The sequence below is a fragment of the Marinirhabdus gelatinilytica genome (genome assembly GCF_003353425.1).
In the GTDB taxonomy this organism is placed as follows: Bacteria; Bacteroidota; Bacteroidia; order Flavobacteriales; family Flavobacteriaceae; genus Marinirhabdus; species Marinirhabdus gelatinilytica.
In genome coordinates, this window is sequence record NZ_QRAO01000002.1 from 345,848 (window position 1) to 364,260 (window position 18,413).

Genomic DNA, 18,413 nt, shown 5'->3' on the forward strand with positions numbered 1-18,413 from the left:
ACCGCTTATGAGAGTACTTGTAATAGAAGATGAAAAACCAGCGGCAAGGCGCTTACAACGTATGCTCGAGCGACTGGATGTTTCTGTAGACCATCTTCTCCACAGTGTTGAGGAGGCCATGACCTATTTTAAAAGCAATCCACACCCAGACCTTATCTTTTTGGATATACAGTTGAGCGATGGGCTTTCTTTCGAAATTTTTGATGAAGTTGATATAAAGAGCGCCATCATATTCACTACGGCCTACGACGAATATGCACTCCAAGCATTTAAGTTGAATAGTGTGGACTACCTCCTAAAACCTATTGATGAGGAAGAATTGGAAAGCGCTGTAAAAAAATATTCCAACCTGCACACCAAGCCCCAGCAGGTACAATTGAATTTTGAGGACATCAAAAAACTATTGGGCAGCAGCCCTGTGGAACGCGAATATAAGAAACGCTTTACCACAAAGATTGGGCAGCACATTAAAATGATCTCGATAGATGAGGTGGAATGTTTCTATTCTGAAAATAAGGGAACCTATGCCCACACCCTTGATGGTAGGGACTATTTGCTGGACACAACCCTGGAACAACTGGAAGACGAGCTAGAGCCCCAAACCTTTTTTAGGGTAAGCCGAAAATTCTACGTAAACATTAATGCCATAAAGGACATTATAAGCTACACCAACAGTCGTTTGCAATTAAAACTGAACAATTATAGGGAACAAGAAGTGATCGTAGCTCGAGAGCGCGTTCGAGATTTTAAACTGTGGCTGGAATAATTAAAAGGGATTGTACCTAGTGAGTACCAAGGCTACGCTTTCATCTTTTAATAGCGTTCTCACTATCCTAAAATCCCCAATTTTAGAATGCCTTAAGCACCATACATACTTGGTACGCTTCGGAAAGTGCTGCTGAAGGATTTCATAGTCAAAATGTTCGGTGGAGATGGCTACAGCTGGTTGGTCTGTAAGAACCTTTTGTATCTTTTCAATTTCTGAAGCCAAGCTACTGGGTTTCAGTTTGTGCAAGCTCTGTTTTAAATAGTAACTGGTCTTGTATCCTTCGGTTGAAAAAAGCGATAGTTTTTCAGGAAATCTCGTTTCAATTAAGATCTGCTCTTTCGGGAAGTTGTGCTTTTCTACCGTAAGGTTTAACCGCTTTAAAACCCCTTCAGCATTCGTACTGTCCAAATTTTTTATATCTAACCACACAAAAGGGTGTTCCGTACCCAGTGCAGCCATATATTCTGAAAAATCCAACCCGATTGAAGGAGCCGGCGGGTGGTTCACATCAAGGATGTTGGTTTCGGCTTGGTACACTAGGTCCAGTTCAATGGCGTCGAAGTACTTCAGCGCACTTCCTAATTTTTCGAGATCGTTTACACGGTGGGCGCCAATTTTATCGTAATAGCCCATAAATTCAATTTTCCGAGGGCTGTACTTGTACAACCAAATGCCCAGCACCGCAAGGCAGAGTATTATTGCAGTCTTTAAAAGTTTACCTTTGGTCATAATCCACCGTATCTTTAACTATTCTTTTTCTTGCCACAAAAGTACTGTCCAGCACATTTTTAGAAGCGTCGTAACCATTAAACTGAATTCCGCTAAGCCCAGCGAACGTATGCGGAAAATGCTCCAGGCTGTATTTTCTATGTTCAAATTTTTTAAAGTTCACGGGCATTTCCCTTTTATATTTTTCTGAAAACCAAAAGAGGAAAGGAACCTCGAACATGGGGCGCGTGCCGTGATATTCGTTGTGGCCCAGAAAATCCATGGTGTCGTACACCTCGTCACCGTGGTCCGAAAGATAGGTGAGCCAGGCCGTTGTATCTTCTTGTTCCAGCAATTGGATTAGTTTTCGTATTACCATATCGTTATACCGAGTGGCATTGTCGTAAGCGTTTGTTTGAATGATGGCTTTTTCTGAAGTATATTTTAAGTGTTCGTAGGGTGCGGTAAAGTGTTCAGAATTTTTGGGGTATCTTTTTTCGTACCTAAGGTGCGTCCCTATAAGGTGTACGAAGATTATTTTTTTTTCAGTTTTATGTTCCTTCAAGATTTTTTGTACGGTGGGGATGAGGTGTTCATCATAAATGTTGAAATTATAATCATCGGTAGCCAAAAAATGCCGATGGGTCGCAGCACTGCCCAAAATCGTGGGAATGCTTTCGTAAAGGCCCACTGGCTTTTGGTTGGACACCCAATAGGTTGTAAATCCTGCTTGGTTTGCCAGTTGGATAATGGAGCCGTTGGGGGAGGGTTTTGGTGTTTCTGAATCGGTTAGCGTAAGGATTTTTTCAAGAGCCAGTATGGTGTGTACGTGTGGAGAGATCACACTGTCCATAACCACAAGGTCCTTTTCAATCTTGGTGAGTTCTGGGTTCGTTTCCCTGGGATAACCGTAGAGTTGCATATGCCAGGACGAAGTGGATTCTCCAAGAACCACAATATAGGTTTGCTCTTTTTTTTGTGATGAAACATTACTAAAGGCATCACTTGTGGGCTGGGCGAGGTTGTTCTTTAAGTTTTGCTTTGCTGTTTTATATTCGTCCCATGTAGCCAAGGCAGCGTAAGGGATATTGTGGGTTGCAACGTATTTTTTTATCCCGTAGAGACAAATTACTGAAATGAACAGCAGTACGGCACATGTCCACAATTTCTTAAAAAAAGGCGTTTTGGTTGTGTTGGGTACATTTCTATTTCTTTTGAAGCTTTGCCAAAGCATTATAAAAAAAGCCACGAGCAATATACCGGCCAGTAGGATGGTTGTTGAAGAAAAATAATGCGATAAGTAATCTGAAGCCTCGGTACTATTGGTCTCAAAAATCACAAATAGAGCAGAAGCACTTATAGGGACTCCATATTGGTAGTAAAAGCTGAGTTTTAAAAATGCAAAGAATGCCAAGAACAAATATCCAAAAAGAGCCGCCAACTTAAAGACCCTAGTATTTTTTATAATTGAAATGATAGTCACCCCGGCAATGGACATTAATAAAAAGGCCAGCACTTCGTTAATGTACATATCTTGGGAGGGGATAATTATAGAACCCACCAAGAGCACCACCACCCAAGGAAAAAACAGTATTACGGTGAGTATACTTTTAAGGGTAGTATGAAATAGCTTCATTTTTTGTCAATTCTGTTCTCATGAAATGCCGAAGGTAACAATTGTGGGATAAACTTTATGAGCAAGGGCAACAATAACGAACCTCCGGGCAATAAAAATATGGTGAGTGAGGGGATGGTTTTGCAAATGTCCAAAATTTGTTCCCGTACCTTGTGTTTTTCGTCTTTAGTGAGGTCTCGGGTTGTAGATTTGCTCAATAGCATTACCAGTTCTCCGCTCTCTTCTAATTCCTTCATAAGTCGATACCTGTTTTTTAGGATAAGGGTTTTTACGGTATTGGCAGATTGTTTATAAAATTGGCGTACGGGGTGGGTGTACTCAAAAAGTTTGATCTTTTTGTTATTTCTTTCGGTTAGAAATACAAGCGCTTCAATGCTCTGTGCCAGTTGTTGGGTCGGAAATTGAAGGGTTTCACACAATTCGAGTAAAAAGGCTTCCTCATTTTGGTCCATAGTGTGGTCGTCCCAAACGGCAAGACAACAAAGGTCCAATATATAGGCACGTTCCTTATGCGATAGGGGAACCTTTAACGACGGTATTTTCTCTTCGGTTTTAAATTGTGTAGCTATAGGGGTTGCTTCAAAAAGATCTAATAACAAGCGATCGTACTTGTTTTTTTTGTGCTTGCTGTTCAATGCAGCATAACAATAGTTCAGCAAGGTTGTTTCAATGGTAACTATGTATTCCTTTAATTGTTTACTACCCGTAAGAAATTTTTCATAGGCAAGGACATCGAGATAGAGAAACCCATAGGTTATTAAGGAGGTAAAGTTTTTCTTTAACAGAGTATTGTTGTGTTGCAATCTAGTTGCCAGTACACGCTCCAATTGGGAGGTTTCACTTTTATAATTTGAAAACTGCTCTAACCAGCCTTTTTTGTTCTTATCAATCTTCTTGTAAAATGAGAGTATAGTGGGTATGGCCTCTTTGGCCTCTTTGTTGGGAAAATGCTTGCAAAAGGTATTTACTAACAAGTGTAAGAGGTTCAACTTCGAAAGCTCGAAGGTTGTCAGGGGTGAGCTTATGTGTACTTCTTTAAGTAGGGAAGCTACAGATGCACCATATATAAAACCAATTTCCTGGATTTTTTGGTAGGATATGTCTTCGGTATCGGGGTTCTCTCTAGGTGATTGATGTTCCCAAAGATGGTAAAACTTCTGTATCCAACCATTTGCCGAGGGGTTCATTAGGGATTTATGAGTGTTTTAAGGTTAGTTAACATAAGATTAACTGCAATGCTAAAACCATACCTATAATTTAGACGTAAATAAAATTGATAAGTAAAAATAGCCAAATTAATCAGCCATTTAAACTTTCGATAAAATAATTAATAATTTAAAAAAACTTTTATGAAACCAACAAAACTTTTTGCAGTACTAGGTGGAGCGGCAGTAGCCATACTATCTATTTTCCTAATCGCTGCAGATCACGTAGACGCACCTGCGGTTGCGCAAACTACTACGGACATTGCAGATGTGTACGCATTTGAAGGGTCTAACCCGAACAACACAGTATTAATTGCAACTATTCAGGGACCATTGACGCCAGGTAACGTTACCGAAATGGCAGAGTTTCCCGAAGACGTATTAGTAGAATTCAATATAGACAACACTGGAGACTTTGTTGAGGATCTTGTGATTCAAGCAATTAGAAGAGGAGACTCTATGTATTTTTTTGGCCCTGCGGCTCCAGCCCAAACAGGTCTTAACAGTACCATACAAACAACTGCTCCTATGAACAGTGTGAAGATTTCCTCTACTAGCGAAACTGAAGTTACAACCAATAATAATATGTCTTTCTTCGCTGGGCCTAGAAGAGACTATTTCTTTTTCGATTTTGATAGATTTAATCAAGTTGCAAGTGATACGCCTCCAACAGAAGGATTTCTTCCTGCGGGACAAGCAACCGACTTTTTTGAAGACTTGAATGTATTAGCTATTACGGTAGAAGTACCAAACAGTATGTTGGGTACCGCACCTGCACACGCAGCTAAGGCAACTGGTTTGCCGCAGTTCGATAACTTCCCAAATGCATACAATGTTTGGGTTTCGGCAAAAAGAAAACAATAAATAGCTAATCTGAAAAATTTAAAAATCAATAATATGAAAACAATATATAGAACATTAATAATGGCTGTCATAGCCTTGTGTACCACGACAATGTTTGTACAGTGTGCAGACGATGATGATAATGGTAACGCAATAAACGAACCCACCTGTGACGATGGAATCATGAACGCAGATGAAGAGGGAATTGACTGTGGTGGTACGTTTTGCGAACCTTGTGCAGTAGTACTAGATTTCTCTGGAACATATACTCAAGAAGACCATATGGGTAGACCAGGAATTAACACTGTATTTGGAGGATCTGATCAAGTAAAAAATAGTTTTAACGTATCAATTACTAGTGATAGAGCAACTTTCCAACCAATTTTCGAAAGTACTCTTGAAAATTATTTTGATGAATACGCGGTTGAACTAGGACTTGATCCTGCCAATGTAAACTACGAAACTAATATATTAGGATTGGATGCAACGGTATTTACCACTGTATTGGCTCAGTTTGATGCTTTGCAGGTAGCACCGGATGGAGAGACAACTTATTTCAATCCAGGTACTGGAGCTGCACTTACGGGACGTAACCTAGCAGACGATGTAATTGACATTTCGTTGATACTTATGTTTGGTGGAGATGACCTGATGAATCTGAACTTCGATGGTGACCCAGCAGGTGAACCTTTGCTTATCACAGATGGTGTAGACGCGGGAGATCGTGATTTTTCACTTGATTTTCCATACATGTCTACGGTTAATCAATAACCCACATATAAATAACCTGAAAAGAGCAATATCCCTATATTGCTCTTTTCTTTTACCCTTTAATTTATGAAACCAAGATACATTTTACTGCTATTGGCGTTTGCACTATTCTCTTGTGCCGAAGAAAAAACAGAGGTAGCGGTTACTAACCCTGAAGACTACAACAAATATTTAGCTACAGACAACCAGACTACCCATACCAATGCAATGGCAGAGAGGGATTTTTGGAATAACAAGCTCTCGGTAGATACCACGGGAGTTGGTAGCCTGGGACCTCTGGCAGGTGCTTATAGTACACTTTTTGAAACAACAGGCAACGCAAAAAATCTTTATAAAGCCGAAGAGCTCTATAAGAAAGCCATTGAAAACTCTGCCCATAACAAAGATGCTTACGTAAGAGGATTGGCGCGGAACTATATAAGCCAGCATCGTTTTAAGGATGCCGAAACCATACTCGAAAAAAGCTATAATGGCATCTCTAACAAAAAGGCAACAAGGTTGATGTTGTTCGATGTGTACATGGAACTAGGGAAATATGCTGAAGCTCAAGAGATGTTGGAAAAGATCAAGAACATGTCAGATTACAACTATCTAATCCGTCAAGCAAAATGGAACGATTACAAAGGCGATCTGGATGGGGCCATAAATTTTCTTGAAAAAGCACGTGATATAGCCGATTCCCGAAAAAGCCGCCCCCTACAACTATGGACCTACACCAACTTAGGAGATTATTACGGTCATGCCGGAAGGATTAAAGATGCATATAACCAATATATCAAAGCACTCAATATACAACCGGATAATGCATACGCACTCAAGGGAATTGCTTGGATTACCTATTCAGCTGAAAAGGATACGGCCGAGGCTGTACGAATTTTAGACAGTATCTCAACCCACCACGATGTGCCGGATTATTTATTATTGCGTTCAGAAATGGCCGAATTTGAAGGCGATACCCAAGCTAGCAACCAATATGCAGATCAATTTTTGGAAAAGATAAACGCTGGCGATTATGGTGCTATGTACAATGCGTACCTTATTGAAGCTTATGCTTCTAGCAATCCTGAAAAAGCTTTGCAAATAGCAAATACCGAGGTTGAAAACCGTGCAACACCAGAAGCTTACCATTTGTTGGCTTTGGCACAATTAAAAAATGGCGATAAAGAAAAGGCACTTACAACTATAAAAAATCATGTGAAGGGGAAAACCCATGAGCCTATGGCGTTGTACCACACAGCATTAGTGTATAAGGCCAACGATATGCCAGAAGCAGTGAAGCCCATAAAGGAAGAGCTCATGGAAGCTTCTTTTGAACTTGGACCCATAATGCACAAAAAAATACAAGCTTTGTAAAACCGAATACTGAGTTCCTTCGTAAATATAGGTACAATGGTTGGTTTTCTAGTTTGATTATACAAAACTGGATCACCAGTTTTTCAGAGTTTTTTTGTTAGTTGAAGCACCCTTCGTAAGAAGGGTGCTTTTTTTGTAGTATACTGCAAGTTTCATCTTAAGATGATTCATACAGTAATTCTTAAACTATTCAGGGCGATAAGTGATTAACATAGTCTAATTGCTGCAAATCCTGTTTGGTTGTAATGGGATGGGATAACCCCTCTTTCAGTAAAAGCGCCTTGTCTGAGATATCCAGTACATCGTTATAATAATGGTCCGTAAGCAGTAATCCTTTTGTAGCTTTCAGCTTCAGTAAAAATTCTTTTAATTTTTCTTTGTGAAGTGGTTCCAGCATAGAAAAGGGTTCGTCCATAAAAATAAAGGGATGTGGTAGATACGACAAAAGCAGTACTTCCAGATACTTTAGCTCTCCCAGAGACAGAACCCCTGTTGGTTTGTGGGTCATGGAAGCGATATATGGATCGTAAAATATAGCATCTTGGGTTGCTTCAGTTTTATGGAACAAGGGGATGGTGTCCCTAACTTTTAAATGCTTGGGTAGAAAATGATGCTGCGGCAAATAGGCAATGATCTGTTTTGGGATTACCTCATTGGGCAATATTGGAATACCATCTAGCTTCAAAGAAATTTCATTTGCTTTTAAAGTGCCAAAAAGAATTTTCAGCAAGGTGGATTTTCCAGAACCATTTCGGCCAAAAAGTCCCAAGATTTCTCCTTTGTTCAACGTAAATGATACGTCCCGAAGCACCTCTTTCTTCTTAAAAGATTTTGAAACGCTATATAATTGAAGTTTTTCCAAAGAGTAGCAGAAATAACGATAGGAACACCAAAAATATGGGCAATCCTATAATGAGATTGATCGCGAAAGAAATTTTAAAAAGTTTCAGCTTGGTAATTCCCAGATTGTAATAGGTGTACAGTTCATTTTTCCTGAAATTTTTGAAACCTACAACCCCAATCACCAAGCCTAAAGTGCAGAACAAAAAATACCCCCAAACCACCCCAAACAAAGCCAGGGCAACCAACCCTGTTGCCATAACAAAGGGGAAAACAGCCTTGTAAAATTGCCAATAGGGACGAATACTCATACTGAATTGTGAATTATTGAAAGTGACCCCTACGCTCTAAGGAATTTTTAAAGGCGGTGCCGGATTGGTCGCTAGTGGTTACAACCACTGTGCATAAAGCTATTGCTTTCTTGGTGCCACGGGAAAGCTTCGCTCTGTTTACTGTCTTCCCACCAAAATTGTTTACGCTCCTTGGGATTGTTGCCAATCTCGTTCATAGTGTCAGCATCGTAAAGACGCCCGTTTATCATTACCATTTCAACTGTGTTGGTATTTTCGATATCTTCCAAGGGGTTTTGCTCTAAGATAATTAAATCTGCCAGTTTCCCGGCCTTGAGGGACCCAACGTCTTCTCCTGCGCCTATATATTCTGCAGCATTGATAGTAGCGGTCTTTAACGCTTCAAGGTTGCTCATTCCACCTGCCGCGAGCATCCAAGTTTCCCAATGGGCTCCTAGCCCTTGCAATTGCCCGTGGGCGCCCATATTTACTTTAACGCCAGCATCGCTTAGCTGCTTAGCTGTTTTGGAAACCAAAATATGACCGTTTTCGTATTCCTTTTGGGGCACCATGGTCCTATGGCGAGAGCGGCTATCTATAACAGATCTGGGTGTGAAGGTCAATAATTTTTCGTTTTCCCAAACGTTGTCGCGCTGGTAATAATAATATTCACCATTCAATCCTCCATAATTAACGATAAGGGTAGGAGTGTAGCCTGTTCCGCTCTTGGCCCAAACTTCCAGAATGTCCTTATAAACGGGTGCTACGGGAATATTGTGCTCTACTCCTGTATGTCCATCAATCACCATAGAAATATTATGGAAAAAAGTAGAGCCACCTTCCGGCACTACATTGATTCCCTGTTCTCGAGCTGCTTGCAATACTTGCTGGCGTTGCTCACGGCGCGGTTGGTTGTAGCTTTTTACACTCTTGGCACCAAAGGCCTTGGTACGTTTAATACTGCTTCTGGCATCTTCAATATTGTTTATCACGGCTTTAAAATCACCATCGGCTCCATAGAGGATAAAGCCAGTGGAGAACAACCTGGGGCCTACCAAACCACCTGTCTTTTGTAGTTCAGAAAGAGTAAAAACCGTTTCGGTATTTGCGGAGGGGTCGTGCGCTGTGGTAACTCCGTACGCAAGATTTGCCATAAACTGCCAGTTTTGTTGTGCTGGAATTCCAGGCCTAAAAGCCCCAATGTGTGCGTGGGCATCTACCAAACCGGGCATAATTGTTTTGCCTTGTACATCGTAGATTTTTGCTCCTGCAGGGATGCTTATTTTTTGGCCTATATTTTTTATCATGTTATTCTCAATAACTATGGTAGCATGTTCCAGAACTTCATCACCTTCCATGGTAATAATTGTGGCATTGGTAAAGGCTATGGTACCAGTAGGTTTGTCTGCTGAGGCCTCCAGGCCTATCTTTAATCCACTCTCAGGCATTTCAGAAGGTGTTTCAGCTCCGCCTTTCACAAAACTGAATTTTTCCTGGAGCGTATTGTTGAAATATTCATCCCCCAGCGTCCACATCACTTTTTTGCTATTGGGTGACCAGTGTATATTAACCCCAGCATCCCTTGCAACTTGCTGCACGGGGACTGAATTGCTTTTTCCGTCAAGTGTTATGGGCTTTCCGTTCAGGACAAGAGGCGCCACATATACCTTGTGAAGATTTGAAAACGCCACCCACTTGTTATCCGGACTGGGGACGATACGGTTAGCATATTTGGAAATAAGGTGTTCTTTCTCATCATTTCCCTCAAGGTTTACGCTTATCAATTTTTTGGTGAGTTCCCCGAAATAGGTACCGCCTGTTTGTAAGAAAATTCTTTTCCCATCGCTGGAGTAGGAAGGATGTTCTCCTTTTTCAGTAATAAATCTTTCGTTTTTTCCATCTACATCAATACTGTAGATTCCTGGTTTTTTACTGAAGGTAAACCCTTGGTCACCGTTCCCTTTTTCTTTTCTGAAGAGTAATTTTCTACCATTCTGTGAGAAGGAAGGGGTACGATAAATACCTTTTGAAGACGTAATTTTAGTAGGACTTCCCCCTGCAGTAGGGGCCATAAAAATGGCACCTTTCTCAAGATCGTTCCAACTGACGTAAGCAATCTTGCTTCCATCTGGGGAGATGGTTGGTTCAAACTCAAAATCGGTGCCTGTGGTAATTCTTTTGGGAGTACCGTCCGGTAAATCCTTTCGCCAAATATAGCCCAAAGCATTGAAAATTAAAAATTTTCCGTTAGGTGCAGTTACTGCGTCCCTTATAACTTTTGGAGTGACGGATTCAGTATTTATTCGGCTTTTTGTGTAGACGGTTTCGGCAAGATCTATCTTTACTTTTGCTGTAAAGGGTATTTCAGCGACATTTAGGGTGTTGATGTCTATTTTATTGATTTTTCCTCCGCTCCAAAAAACAATTTCGGTATTGTTGGGCATCCAGTCGAAATTTGGATATACTCCAAAAATGGCCCAGGCCTCTTGTTGGTCTTTGTTCAGTTTGTCGTATAGAGGCCATTCCTCTCCACTTTCCAAGTCGTGTACATACAGCACGCTTTTTTCACGTACCCGTTTTACAAAAGCCAGTTTCTTGCCATCTGGCGAAAGGGTAGGGCGGGCTGCACCTCCAGGACCTCCAGTGATGGTCTCAGTGGTCCCATCTTCAAAATTGTAGCGCTTAATCACATAAATTTGGCTATTGGGGTCTTTGTTGTACTTAAAAAAACCACCGGGGTACATATCTTCGGAGTAGTAGAGATATTTCCCATCGTTGGATACATAGGGCTCGTTTACATCCTGCTGGTCGTTCTTGCGCTCTGTTAATTGCAGGCCGCTGCCTCCCGTGATGTGATATTGCCAAAGTTCACCAGCTCCAAGACTTCTTCCAGAAGTAAAGTGTTTTCTGGCGATTAGGTAATTTCCGTCTGGCATCCATACGGCATTGTTGAGTAGCCTGAAATCCTCTTCGGTCACTTGTTTGGGGTTGCTACCGTCTGTGTCCATCACCCAAATATTGTCACCGCCCCCTGCATCGCTGGTGAAGGATATCTTGTTCCCATCTGGACTAAATCGAGGCTGCACCTCAAAAGGAATCCCGCTACGTAAAACGGTTGCCTTACCTCCTGTAATGGGTAGTGAATAGATATCTCCCAACATATCGAAAAGGATGGTCTGCCCATCTGGGCTCACGTCCAGGTTCATCCAAGTACCTTCGTCTGTGGTAAAAGTGTGTGTCTTAAAATTGAAATCTTTTCCTGGGTTGGCTACGTCCCACTCGGTTTTTTGCTCGTCTTTATCTTTATCTTTTTTCTTATTTTTTTGGGAATACCCAGCAGTGATGATACAAAGGGAGAAAATTAAAAAGGAAAGAGTGTGTTTCATGTTAGTATAGATTGGGTGTCTAAAGTACACATTCCTAAGCTATTGTTAAAATTTAAAATCTAAGTGGTTTATATCGAATTTTTTAGCTATATTTATAATGTTGTATTGGGGTGCTTATTATAGCTGAGAACATACCCATTGAACTTGAAGGGATAATGCCCGTGCAAGAAATACAATACGCAAAGGGAACGTAAATTTCATATCTTGAAATTTGGTTCCCTTTGTTTCTTCTTAAGCTCGCCAACTCACTAACTTATATAATTCCAGATATTCTTAAACTTCACCAACTCTGCATAGGTTTGTTTTATAGATTGGTTTTGGGGTTGCTCCAATTTTGGATCGGCTTTTAAGGTTTGAAGGGCGTAGCTCCTGGCAAGTTTTAAAATTTCGCTGTCTTTTACAATATCGGCTATACGCAGGTTAAGTACACCACTTTGCTGTGTCCCCATAATATCGCCGGGGCCACGCAGTTTTAGGTCTACTTCACTAATTTCAAAACCATCGCTGGTGTGTACCATTGTTTGTAGGCGGGTCTTGGCATCGGCACTCAGTTTATGGCTGGTCATGAGGATACAGTAGCTCTGTTCGGCACCACGGCCCACACGGCCCCGCAATTGGTGTAATTGCGACAGCCCGAAACGTTCGGCACTTTCAATCACCATTACCGATGCATTTGGAACATTCACCCCAACCTCAATTACCGTAGTAGCTACCATGATTTGGGTCTCACCACGTACAAAACGATCCATTTCAAAATCCTTATCGGCCGCTTTCATTTTTCCGTGAACGATGGAAATTTGGTACTTGGGCTGCGGAAAATCACGTACAATACTTTCGTACCCGTCCATAAGATCCTTATAGTCCAAGGCCTCACTTTCCTGAATAAGTGGATATACAATATATACTTGCCGCCCTTTTTCAATCTCGTCTCGTAAAAACCGGAATACTTTTAACCTATTGGCGTCGTAACGGTGTACGGTAGTAATCTCTTTACGGCCTGGAGGAAGCTCGTCTATGATGCTTATATCCAGGTCACCGTAAACACTCATGGCGAGGGTGCGGGGGATGGGGGTGGCGGTCATGACCAAAACGTGTGGGGGCAATTTGTTTTTATGCCACATTTTGCTGCGCTGTGCTACCCCAAAACGATGCTGCTCGTCTATAATAGCAAGTCCTAAATTTTTAAACTTAACCTTATCTTCCAGCAATGCGTGCGTACCGATTAGGAGCTGCAATTCGCCATTTTCCAGATTTTGATGAATCTCTTTTCTTTGTGAAGCATTACTTGAGCCAGTTAATAACGAAACACTGATTTTCAGTTTATTACATAATTCAAGTAGGCTGTTGTAGTGTTGCACTGACAAAATTTCAGTAGGCGCCATTAAAGAGGCTTGAAAACCGTTGTCAAGTGCCAGTAGTATTGACATGAACGCAACAATAGTCTTTCCAGACCCCACATCACCCTGAAGCAAGCGGTTCATTTGTGCGTTGCTTCCCAAGTCTGCACGGATTTCTTTGATGACCCTTTTCTGTGCCTCCGTTAAATTGAAGGGTAAATGCTTGCTAAAAAACGTATTGAAATAATCGCCCACCTGTACAAAAGGATACCCTTTTATCTTCGCCTTATGTATCATGTTCTTCCGAAGCAACTGTAACTGGATGTAAAATAGTTCTTCAAATTTCAGTCTGTATTGTGCCCGTGCTAACATTTCAGTATTCTGCGGAAAATGTATGTTGAGCAGTGCTTCGTTTTTGGGCAATAGTTTTAGCGATTGTAATATAGGTTGGGAGAGGCTTTCGGCAAAGTTATTTTTGGTCTCGGCAAACAATTGCTGCAACAGGGTGTTAATTACTTTGTTGGTAATCCCGCTCTTGGAAAGCTTTTCGGTATTGGGGTACACGGGTTGCATAGCACTACGCAGGCTATTTTCATGGTCTTTCAGCAATTCCATTTCTGGGTGGGGCATGGAGAAAGTTCCATTAAAGAAATTGGTCTTTCCAAAAACTACGTAGGGTGTGTTCAGTTTTAGGTTTTCCCGAATCCATTTATGCCCACGGAACCATACCAGTTCCATGACTCCGGTTTCGTCCCTAAAAGTAGCCACAAGGCGTTTACCACGTTTTTGTTCTACAGTTTTTATGTGGGTGATCTTTCCTATTACCTGCACTTCTGCACTGGACTGCTGTAGTTGGGTGATTTTGTAATATTTGGTACGGTCCAGGTAGCGGTTTGGATACAGATTCAATAAATCCTGAAACGTATGTATACCGAGCTCTTTTTTGAGCAAATCGGCACGGTTTGGCCCAACACCTTTTAGGTAATCTATGGGAGTTTGCAGGAAATTAGGGTTCATAACACGAATTTACTTATTTTGGCAAAACAATTGATGCTACTGTTTTATGAAATATATCTTCGCCTTTTTGTTAGCAACCACATTTTGTTTTTCACAACAAACCGAAAATGTCGATTTTCAGAAAATTTCAGCAACCGTTCAACCTTTAACAGCCACCGAAAGTGTAAAGGGTTCCCTAACCGTAACGTTTCAAACCAAAAAGAGGACCGATAGTGTTTTTCTGGATGCTATCAATATGAAACTCATTACAACCGATCTTGAAGTGGGTACTATTTCAGCAACTCAGGATAAAATTTGGTTTACAGGAAAATTTCAACCCAACTCAACCTATACGGCTTCTTTCGATTATGAAGCCACTCCAAAACAGACCCTTTATTTTACGGGCGACCAAATATGGACGCAGGGACAGGGCAAATACACCTCCCACTGGCTCCCCAGTATAGATGATATGAACGATAAGATTGAATTTGATTTATCTTTTGTTATACCATTTAATAATAATCGTGTAATAGCTAATGGAGAGCGAAGAAGCGTTAAGGTTGTTGATGGTGCTCAGCTTTTCCAGTATGATATGAAAAACCCTATGGCCAGTTACCTTGTAGCCTTTGCTGTGGGCAATTTTCAGAAAATGGAAGTCGCTTCAAAAAGTGGTGTGCCTATCGATTTACACATTGCTACAAAAGACACCGCAAACTTTGAACCCACCTACCGCTACACCAAGGAAATTTTCGACTTTTTAGAAGAAGAAATTGGCGTTCCCTATCCTTGGCAAAACTACAAACAGGTGCCGGTACGGGATTTTTTATATGCTGGGATGGAGAACACCACCTGCACCATTTTTTCTGAAGCTTTTGTGGTAGACCAAATTGGCTTTAACGATCGTAATTACGTAAATGTAAATGCCCACGAACTCGCGCACCAATGGTTTGGCAATCTAGTGACCGAAACTTCCGGCACACACCATTGGTTGCATGAAGGGTTTGCTACGTATTACGCATTACTTGCCGAACGTGAAATTTTTGGTGATGATTACTACTACTGGAAACTGTACCAAAGCGCCGAACAGCTGAAAGCCTTGAGCGACGATGGGAAGGGGCAATCGTTGTTGGACCCTAAGGCAAGCTCTCTTATTTTTTACGAAAAAGGAGCTTGGGCGTTACACATCTTGAAGGAGCAAATAGGGGAGGAGGCATTTAAGAATGCAGTAGGAGCATATTTAAAAAGATTTAAATTTAAGAACGTATCTACTCAAGATTTTTTGGACCAAGTAAAAGCTGTTACGACCACCGATATCTCCACCTGGGAGAAAGATTGGTTGCAACAGACCGCCTTTAAGGCAGAACAAGCCTATAACTCTTTAATGAAATCTCCTTTTATGCAAGATTATTTTGAGGTCTCACGCTTGGCCACCCTCCCCTTGGAGGACAAGAAAATACCATTGACCACAGCACTTACCTTTCCTAACGATTTTATAGGTCAGGAAGCGGTATACCAATTGGCAAACGAACCGGTAATGAAGGCCTTGCCATTGTATGTAAAAGCATTTGAGAGCAATAATCTGTATGTCAGGCAGGCTATAGCTTTGAGCGTAGAGTCCGTCCCTGAGCCTCTAAAACCCTATTTTGAAAGTTTATTGGACGATGCGTCCTACGTTACCCAAGAAGCGGCTCTTTACCTGTTGTGCATTAATTTTCCTGAAAATGTTGCGCAATACCTTCAGAAAATGGAGGGAGTACAAGGTTTTCAGGATAAGAGTATTAGGCAGTTATGGTTGGCGCTGGCCATATTGGCTTCAGATTATAACGTTCCAGAAAAGGAGAAGTTCAAGGAAGAGTTGCGTGGTTATACTTCGGAAGAATTCAGTTTTGAGGTCCGTCAAAAAGCATTTGAATATGTACATCAATTAGGACTGTATAACGATAGGGTGCTACGTAATTTGATTAATGCTTCGGTGCACCATAACTGGCGTTTTAGGAAATTTGCGAGAACTCTTTTTTCAGAAAAAATTAAAGATCCTGCCACGAGTGAAACTATTTCAAAGGCTATGGGAACCTTTTCAGCAAAGGAACAGTCCTTTTTAAAAAACTATCCAGAATAAAAAACCCCCTACACTTTCGCATAGGGGGCTGGTCCAAAAAATAAGTTCCTCTACTTATTGATTGGTTATTCCACTACCAATTTCTTGGTAATAGTTTGCTGGCTATCTGTAACTATACTCACAAAATAAACACCACTGGCCAGCGCAGAGATATCTATAGTTTCTTGGTTGGTGTTCTGGGATAGATCCAAATGGCTGAGAATAGCACCATTCACGTTGGTAAGCTTTACCTGATTGAAGGTGTCCTGCACCATTGAAATGGTTACAGTGGACTTTGCAGGATTGGGATAAAGATTTACAAGGCTCGTAGGACCCGATCCATTTTCATTGGTTGGAAATGTAGCTCCAATGGTTCCTTGATAGGTGCCTAAAATAGCAAGTATTTGCTGTTTATCCTGTGGATCCAAGCCCACGGGTTGTGGTCCTAGGTTATTTAGGATGAGCTGGTAGGTAAATCCTTCATCCACACAATCTGCGCAACAGTTAGGGGTATACATTCCTACGAGGTAGAGCTCATTTTGTGCAAATGGAAAACCTGGGAACTGTGTTGTTAAGTCCCAATTGGGCCCAACACCTGCTGGGTTAAATAGGCTACTTCCCAAGGTGTCATTACCCCAACCGTATGAACTGCTGAAGTCTATAGTAATAGTACCTCCAGAGTATGTATCTACCGTAAATACGAACCAGTACCAAGGCTCTTGGCAAATGGCAGGATCGTAGGGTAGTTGATCGTCACTAGGGCTTATGGTGTTAATAGACCCCGTAACCTGTTGTGGATTACCTTGGTGCAATACCGAAATACTTAAATTAGGATCTATCAATTCTTGAACGGAGATATCATCTATCGCTAAGTCGTTGCCATCTCCAAGACTATCTTCGCTCAACTCGATATTAATGCGTACTTGCTGGTTTCCGCTAAAGCAGAAATCTATATTTTGCCAGTCGCAAGGATCTGTTGGGTCTGTACTGATGGTGAACGTTTGGTTAACCCCTGTATTTGTTGTTAGTGTTATTTCGGGTAGAACATCGAAGGTACATTGTGGCATATTTTTGAAGTTCGCACAGAAGCGGTACTCCTTTTCGCTATCCAACCCGGTTAAGGTCTGGCTCCAAATAATGCTACTGGAACCTGCAGGCTGGTTGGTAAGCCCATTTACCAATAAATATTGATCGTTGTTGGGATATGCAACAGGGTCTTCACAAAAGGAGTGGTCTGTTACCGTAGCTCCAAATATACTCGCGTCATTGGTAACGTTGTATTGGCTAGGTAGGTTGGCCGCGTTGGAAGTATATTGGCTATTGAATCCGGTATCCCCAAACTCGAAGTTTCCGTTTGCCACAAGGTTGTCGCTCTCGTCACAGCAGTATGCGCCTTCATTTGTTGGTTCTGGATCTTCGTTATATGTACTGTCACAATCCTGGCTTAAACAAATGTTATCTATTCCAAATTTTTCATCGCCAGCACCTACGTCAACATAAAACGAGATGGATTGCACATTTAAAATCAAGGCATCCCAAGCTGCAGCGCCTCCTGAATTAATAACCCATTGGCCATCTGCATTACTAGGAAGGTTCGTACCATCGCTAGGCTCGATGGGGGCACAAATTCGTACCCAGCCTCTTGAGACATCATAAGAACCATTCATAACGAACGTAGCTGTTGTAGTGGAGGAAAGTGGATCGTTTCCATCAGAAATCCTAAGCGTATTAGGAGTAAGGGTACCAGTTTGTATGTAGAATGTTCTGATATCAAAACAGAAACACCCTTCATCTTGGGTAAGTGCCAACCAATTACCAGCATAATCTACAGGGTTGTATATGAAACTTCCTCCATTGCCACACCCTTGGTCATCTATGTCCAAATACACATCTCCAGGACCACCAATACTGTTTGCATCATTGTAACCAACGTTTGCATTAATAGTTCCCCAATTGTTCAAAACCCCATTAACTGCGGTGCCTGTACAGCCTGGTCCTGAGACTGGAGTGATTGGGTTTGCGTTGAAATCTTCGCAGAAAGGATTCTGCGCTAGTAAGCTGCCAGATGTGAATGCAAACATAAACGTGAGCAATACGAGCATCTGTTGGTGTAAAATTGTTTTCATACTTCTTGATTTAAATTCCCTACTCTATTAAATGGCTTTTCGGTTTCCGCCGTAC

13 protein-coding genes and 1 riboswitch are annotated in these 18,413 nt (G+C 41.4%); of the genes, 5 read left to right on the top strand and 8 right to left on the bottom strand.

Features of this window, described 5'->3' with window-relative positions; genetic code table 11:
- Positions 1-7: 7 nt before the first annotated feature.
- Positions 8-766: a LytR/AlgR family response regulator transcription factor gene (locus tag C8D94_RS07685; RefSeq protein ID WP_115123344.1), complete on the top strand. Its 759-nt coding sequence runs from the start codon at positions 8-10 to the stop codon at positions 764-766.
- Here the strand turns inward: C8D94_RS07685 and C8D94_RS07690 are convergent, their stop codons facing one another.
- From C8D94_RS07690 to C8D94_RS07700, 3 genes are read right to left on the bottom strand one after another with little or no spacing between them, the layout of a single operon-like run.
- Entirely contained in the window at positions 767-1,498 is a 732-nt protein-coding gene (locus C8D94_RS07690) for a hypothetical protein (RefSeq protein WP_115123345.1), read from the bottom strand.
- A complete protein-coding gene (locus C8D94_RS07695) occupies positions 1,485-3,113 on the bottom strand; it encodes a sulfatase-like hydrolase/transferase (RefSeq protein WP_115123346.1) in 1,629 nt (542 codons plus the stop codon). Before C8D94_RS07695 ends, C8D94_RS07690 begins: the two co-directional genes overlap by 14 nt.
- Positions 3,110-4,300 (bottom strand): LETM1-related biofilm-associated protein, encoded by a 1,191-nt coding sequence (locus C8D94_RS07700; RefSeq protein ID WP_115123347.1) that lies wholly within the window; start codon positions 4,298-4,300, stop codon positions 3,110-3,112. Before C8D94_RS07700 ends, C8D94_RS07695 begins: the two co-directional genes overlap by 4 nt.
- A 162-nt stretch (positions 4,301-4,462) precedes the next feature.
- Between C8D94_RS07700 and C8D94_RS07705 the strand changes: the two genes are divergently transcribed.
- The 3 genes from C8D94_RS07705 (at position 4,463) to C8D94_RS07715 (ending at position 7,285) form a co-directional block, all read left to right on the top strand.
- Positions 4,463-5,182, top strand: a complete 720-nt coding sequence (locus C8D94_RS07705; RefSeq protein ID WP_115123348.1) for a DUF4331 family protein — start codon at positions 4,463-4,465, stop codon at positions 5,180-5,182.
- A 33-nt stretch (positions 5,183-5,215) separates the two neighbouring features.
- Positions 5,216-5,932, top strand: coding sequence for a DUF4331 domain-containing protein (locus C8D94_RS07710; protein ID WP_245946236.1), 717 nt, complete (start codon positions 5,216-5,218; stop codon positions 5,930-5,932).
- Between the two features lie 66 nt (positions 5,933-5,998).
- Positions 5,999-7,285 carry a tetratricopeptide repeat protein gene (locus tag C8D94_RS07715; RefSeq protein WP_115123350.1) on the top strand — a complete coding sequence of 429 codons (1,287 nt, stop codon included), beginning with the start codon at positions 5,999-6,001 and terminating at the stop codon, positions 7,283-7,285.
- A gap of 190 nt (positions 7,286-7,475) precedes the next feature.
- Here C8D94_RS07715 and C8D94_RS07720 read toward each other — a convergent pair whose 3' ends face one another.
- From C8D94_RS07720 to recG, 4 genes are all read right to left on the bottom strand, one after another.
- Positions 7,476-8,147 (bottom strand): ATP-binding cassette domain-containing protein, encoded by a 672-nt coding sequence (locus tag C8D94_RS07720; RefSeq protein WP_115123351.1) that lies wholly within the window; start codon positions 8,145-8,147, stop codon positions 7,476-7,478.
- On the bottom strand, positions 8,125-8,436 hold the full coding sequence (locus C8D94_RS07725) for a hypothetical protein (RefSeq protein WP_115123352.1): 312 nt from the start codon (positions 8,434-8,436) through the stop codon (positions 8,125-8,127). The genes C8D94_RS07720 and C8D94_RS07725 overlap by 23 nt, the downstream gene beginning before the upstream one ends.
- 71 nt (positions 8,437-8,507) lie before the next feature.
- Positions 8,508-11,801, bottom strand: a complete 3,294-nt coding sequence (locus C8D94_RS07730; RefSeq protein ID WP_115123353.1) for an amidohydrolase family protein — start codon at positions 11,799-11,801, stop codon at positions 8,508-8,510.
- A gap of 96 nt (positions 11,802-11,897) precedes the next feature.
- A riboswitch (TPP riboswitch) is annotated at positions 11,898-11,988 on the top strand.
- Between the two features lie 61 nt (positions 11,989-12,049).
- Positions 12,050-14,155, bottom strand: a complete 2,106-nt coding sequence (gene recG, locus C8D94_RS07735; protein WP_115123354.1) for an ATP-dependent DNA helicase RecG — start codon at positions 14,153-14,155, stop codon at positions 12,050-12,052.
- A 46-nt stretch (positions 14,156-14,201) separates the two neighbouring features.
- Here recG and C8D94_RS07740 point away from each other — a divergent pair, with 46 nt between their 5' ends.
- A complete protein-coding gene (locus C8D94_RS07740) occupies positions 14,202-16,253 on the top strand; it encodes a M1 family metallopeptidase (protein ID WP_115123355.1) in 2,052 nt (683 codons plus the stop codon).
- A 65-nt stretch (positions 16,254-16,318) separates the two neighbouring features.
- Here the strand turns inward: C8D94_RS07740 and C8D94_RS07745 are convergent, their stop codons facing one another.
- Complete coding sequence (locus tag C8D94_RS07745) at positions 16,319-18,358, bottom strand: T9SS type A sorting domain-containing protein (RefSeq protein WP_115123356.1); 2,040 nt, start codon at positions 18,356-18,358, stop codon at positions 16,319-16,321.
- Positions 18,359-18,413: the final 55 nt, after the last annotated feature.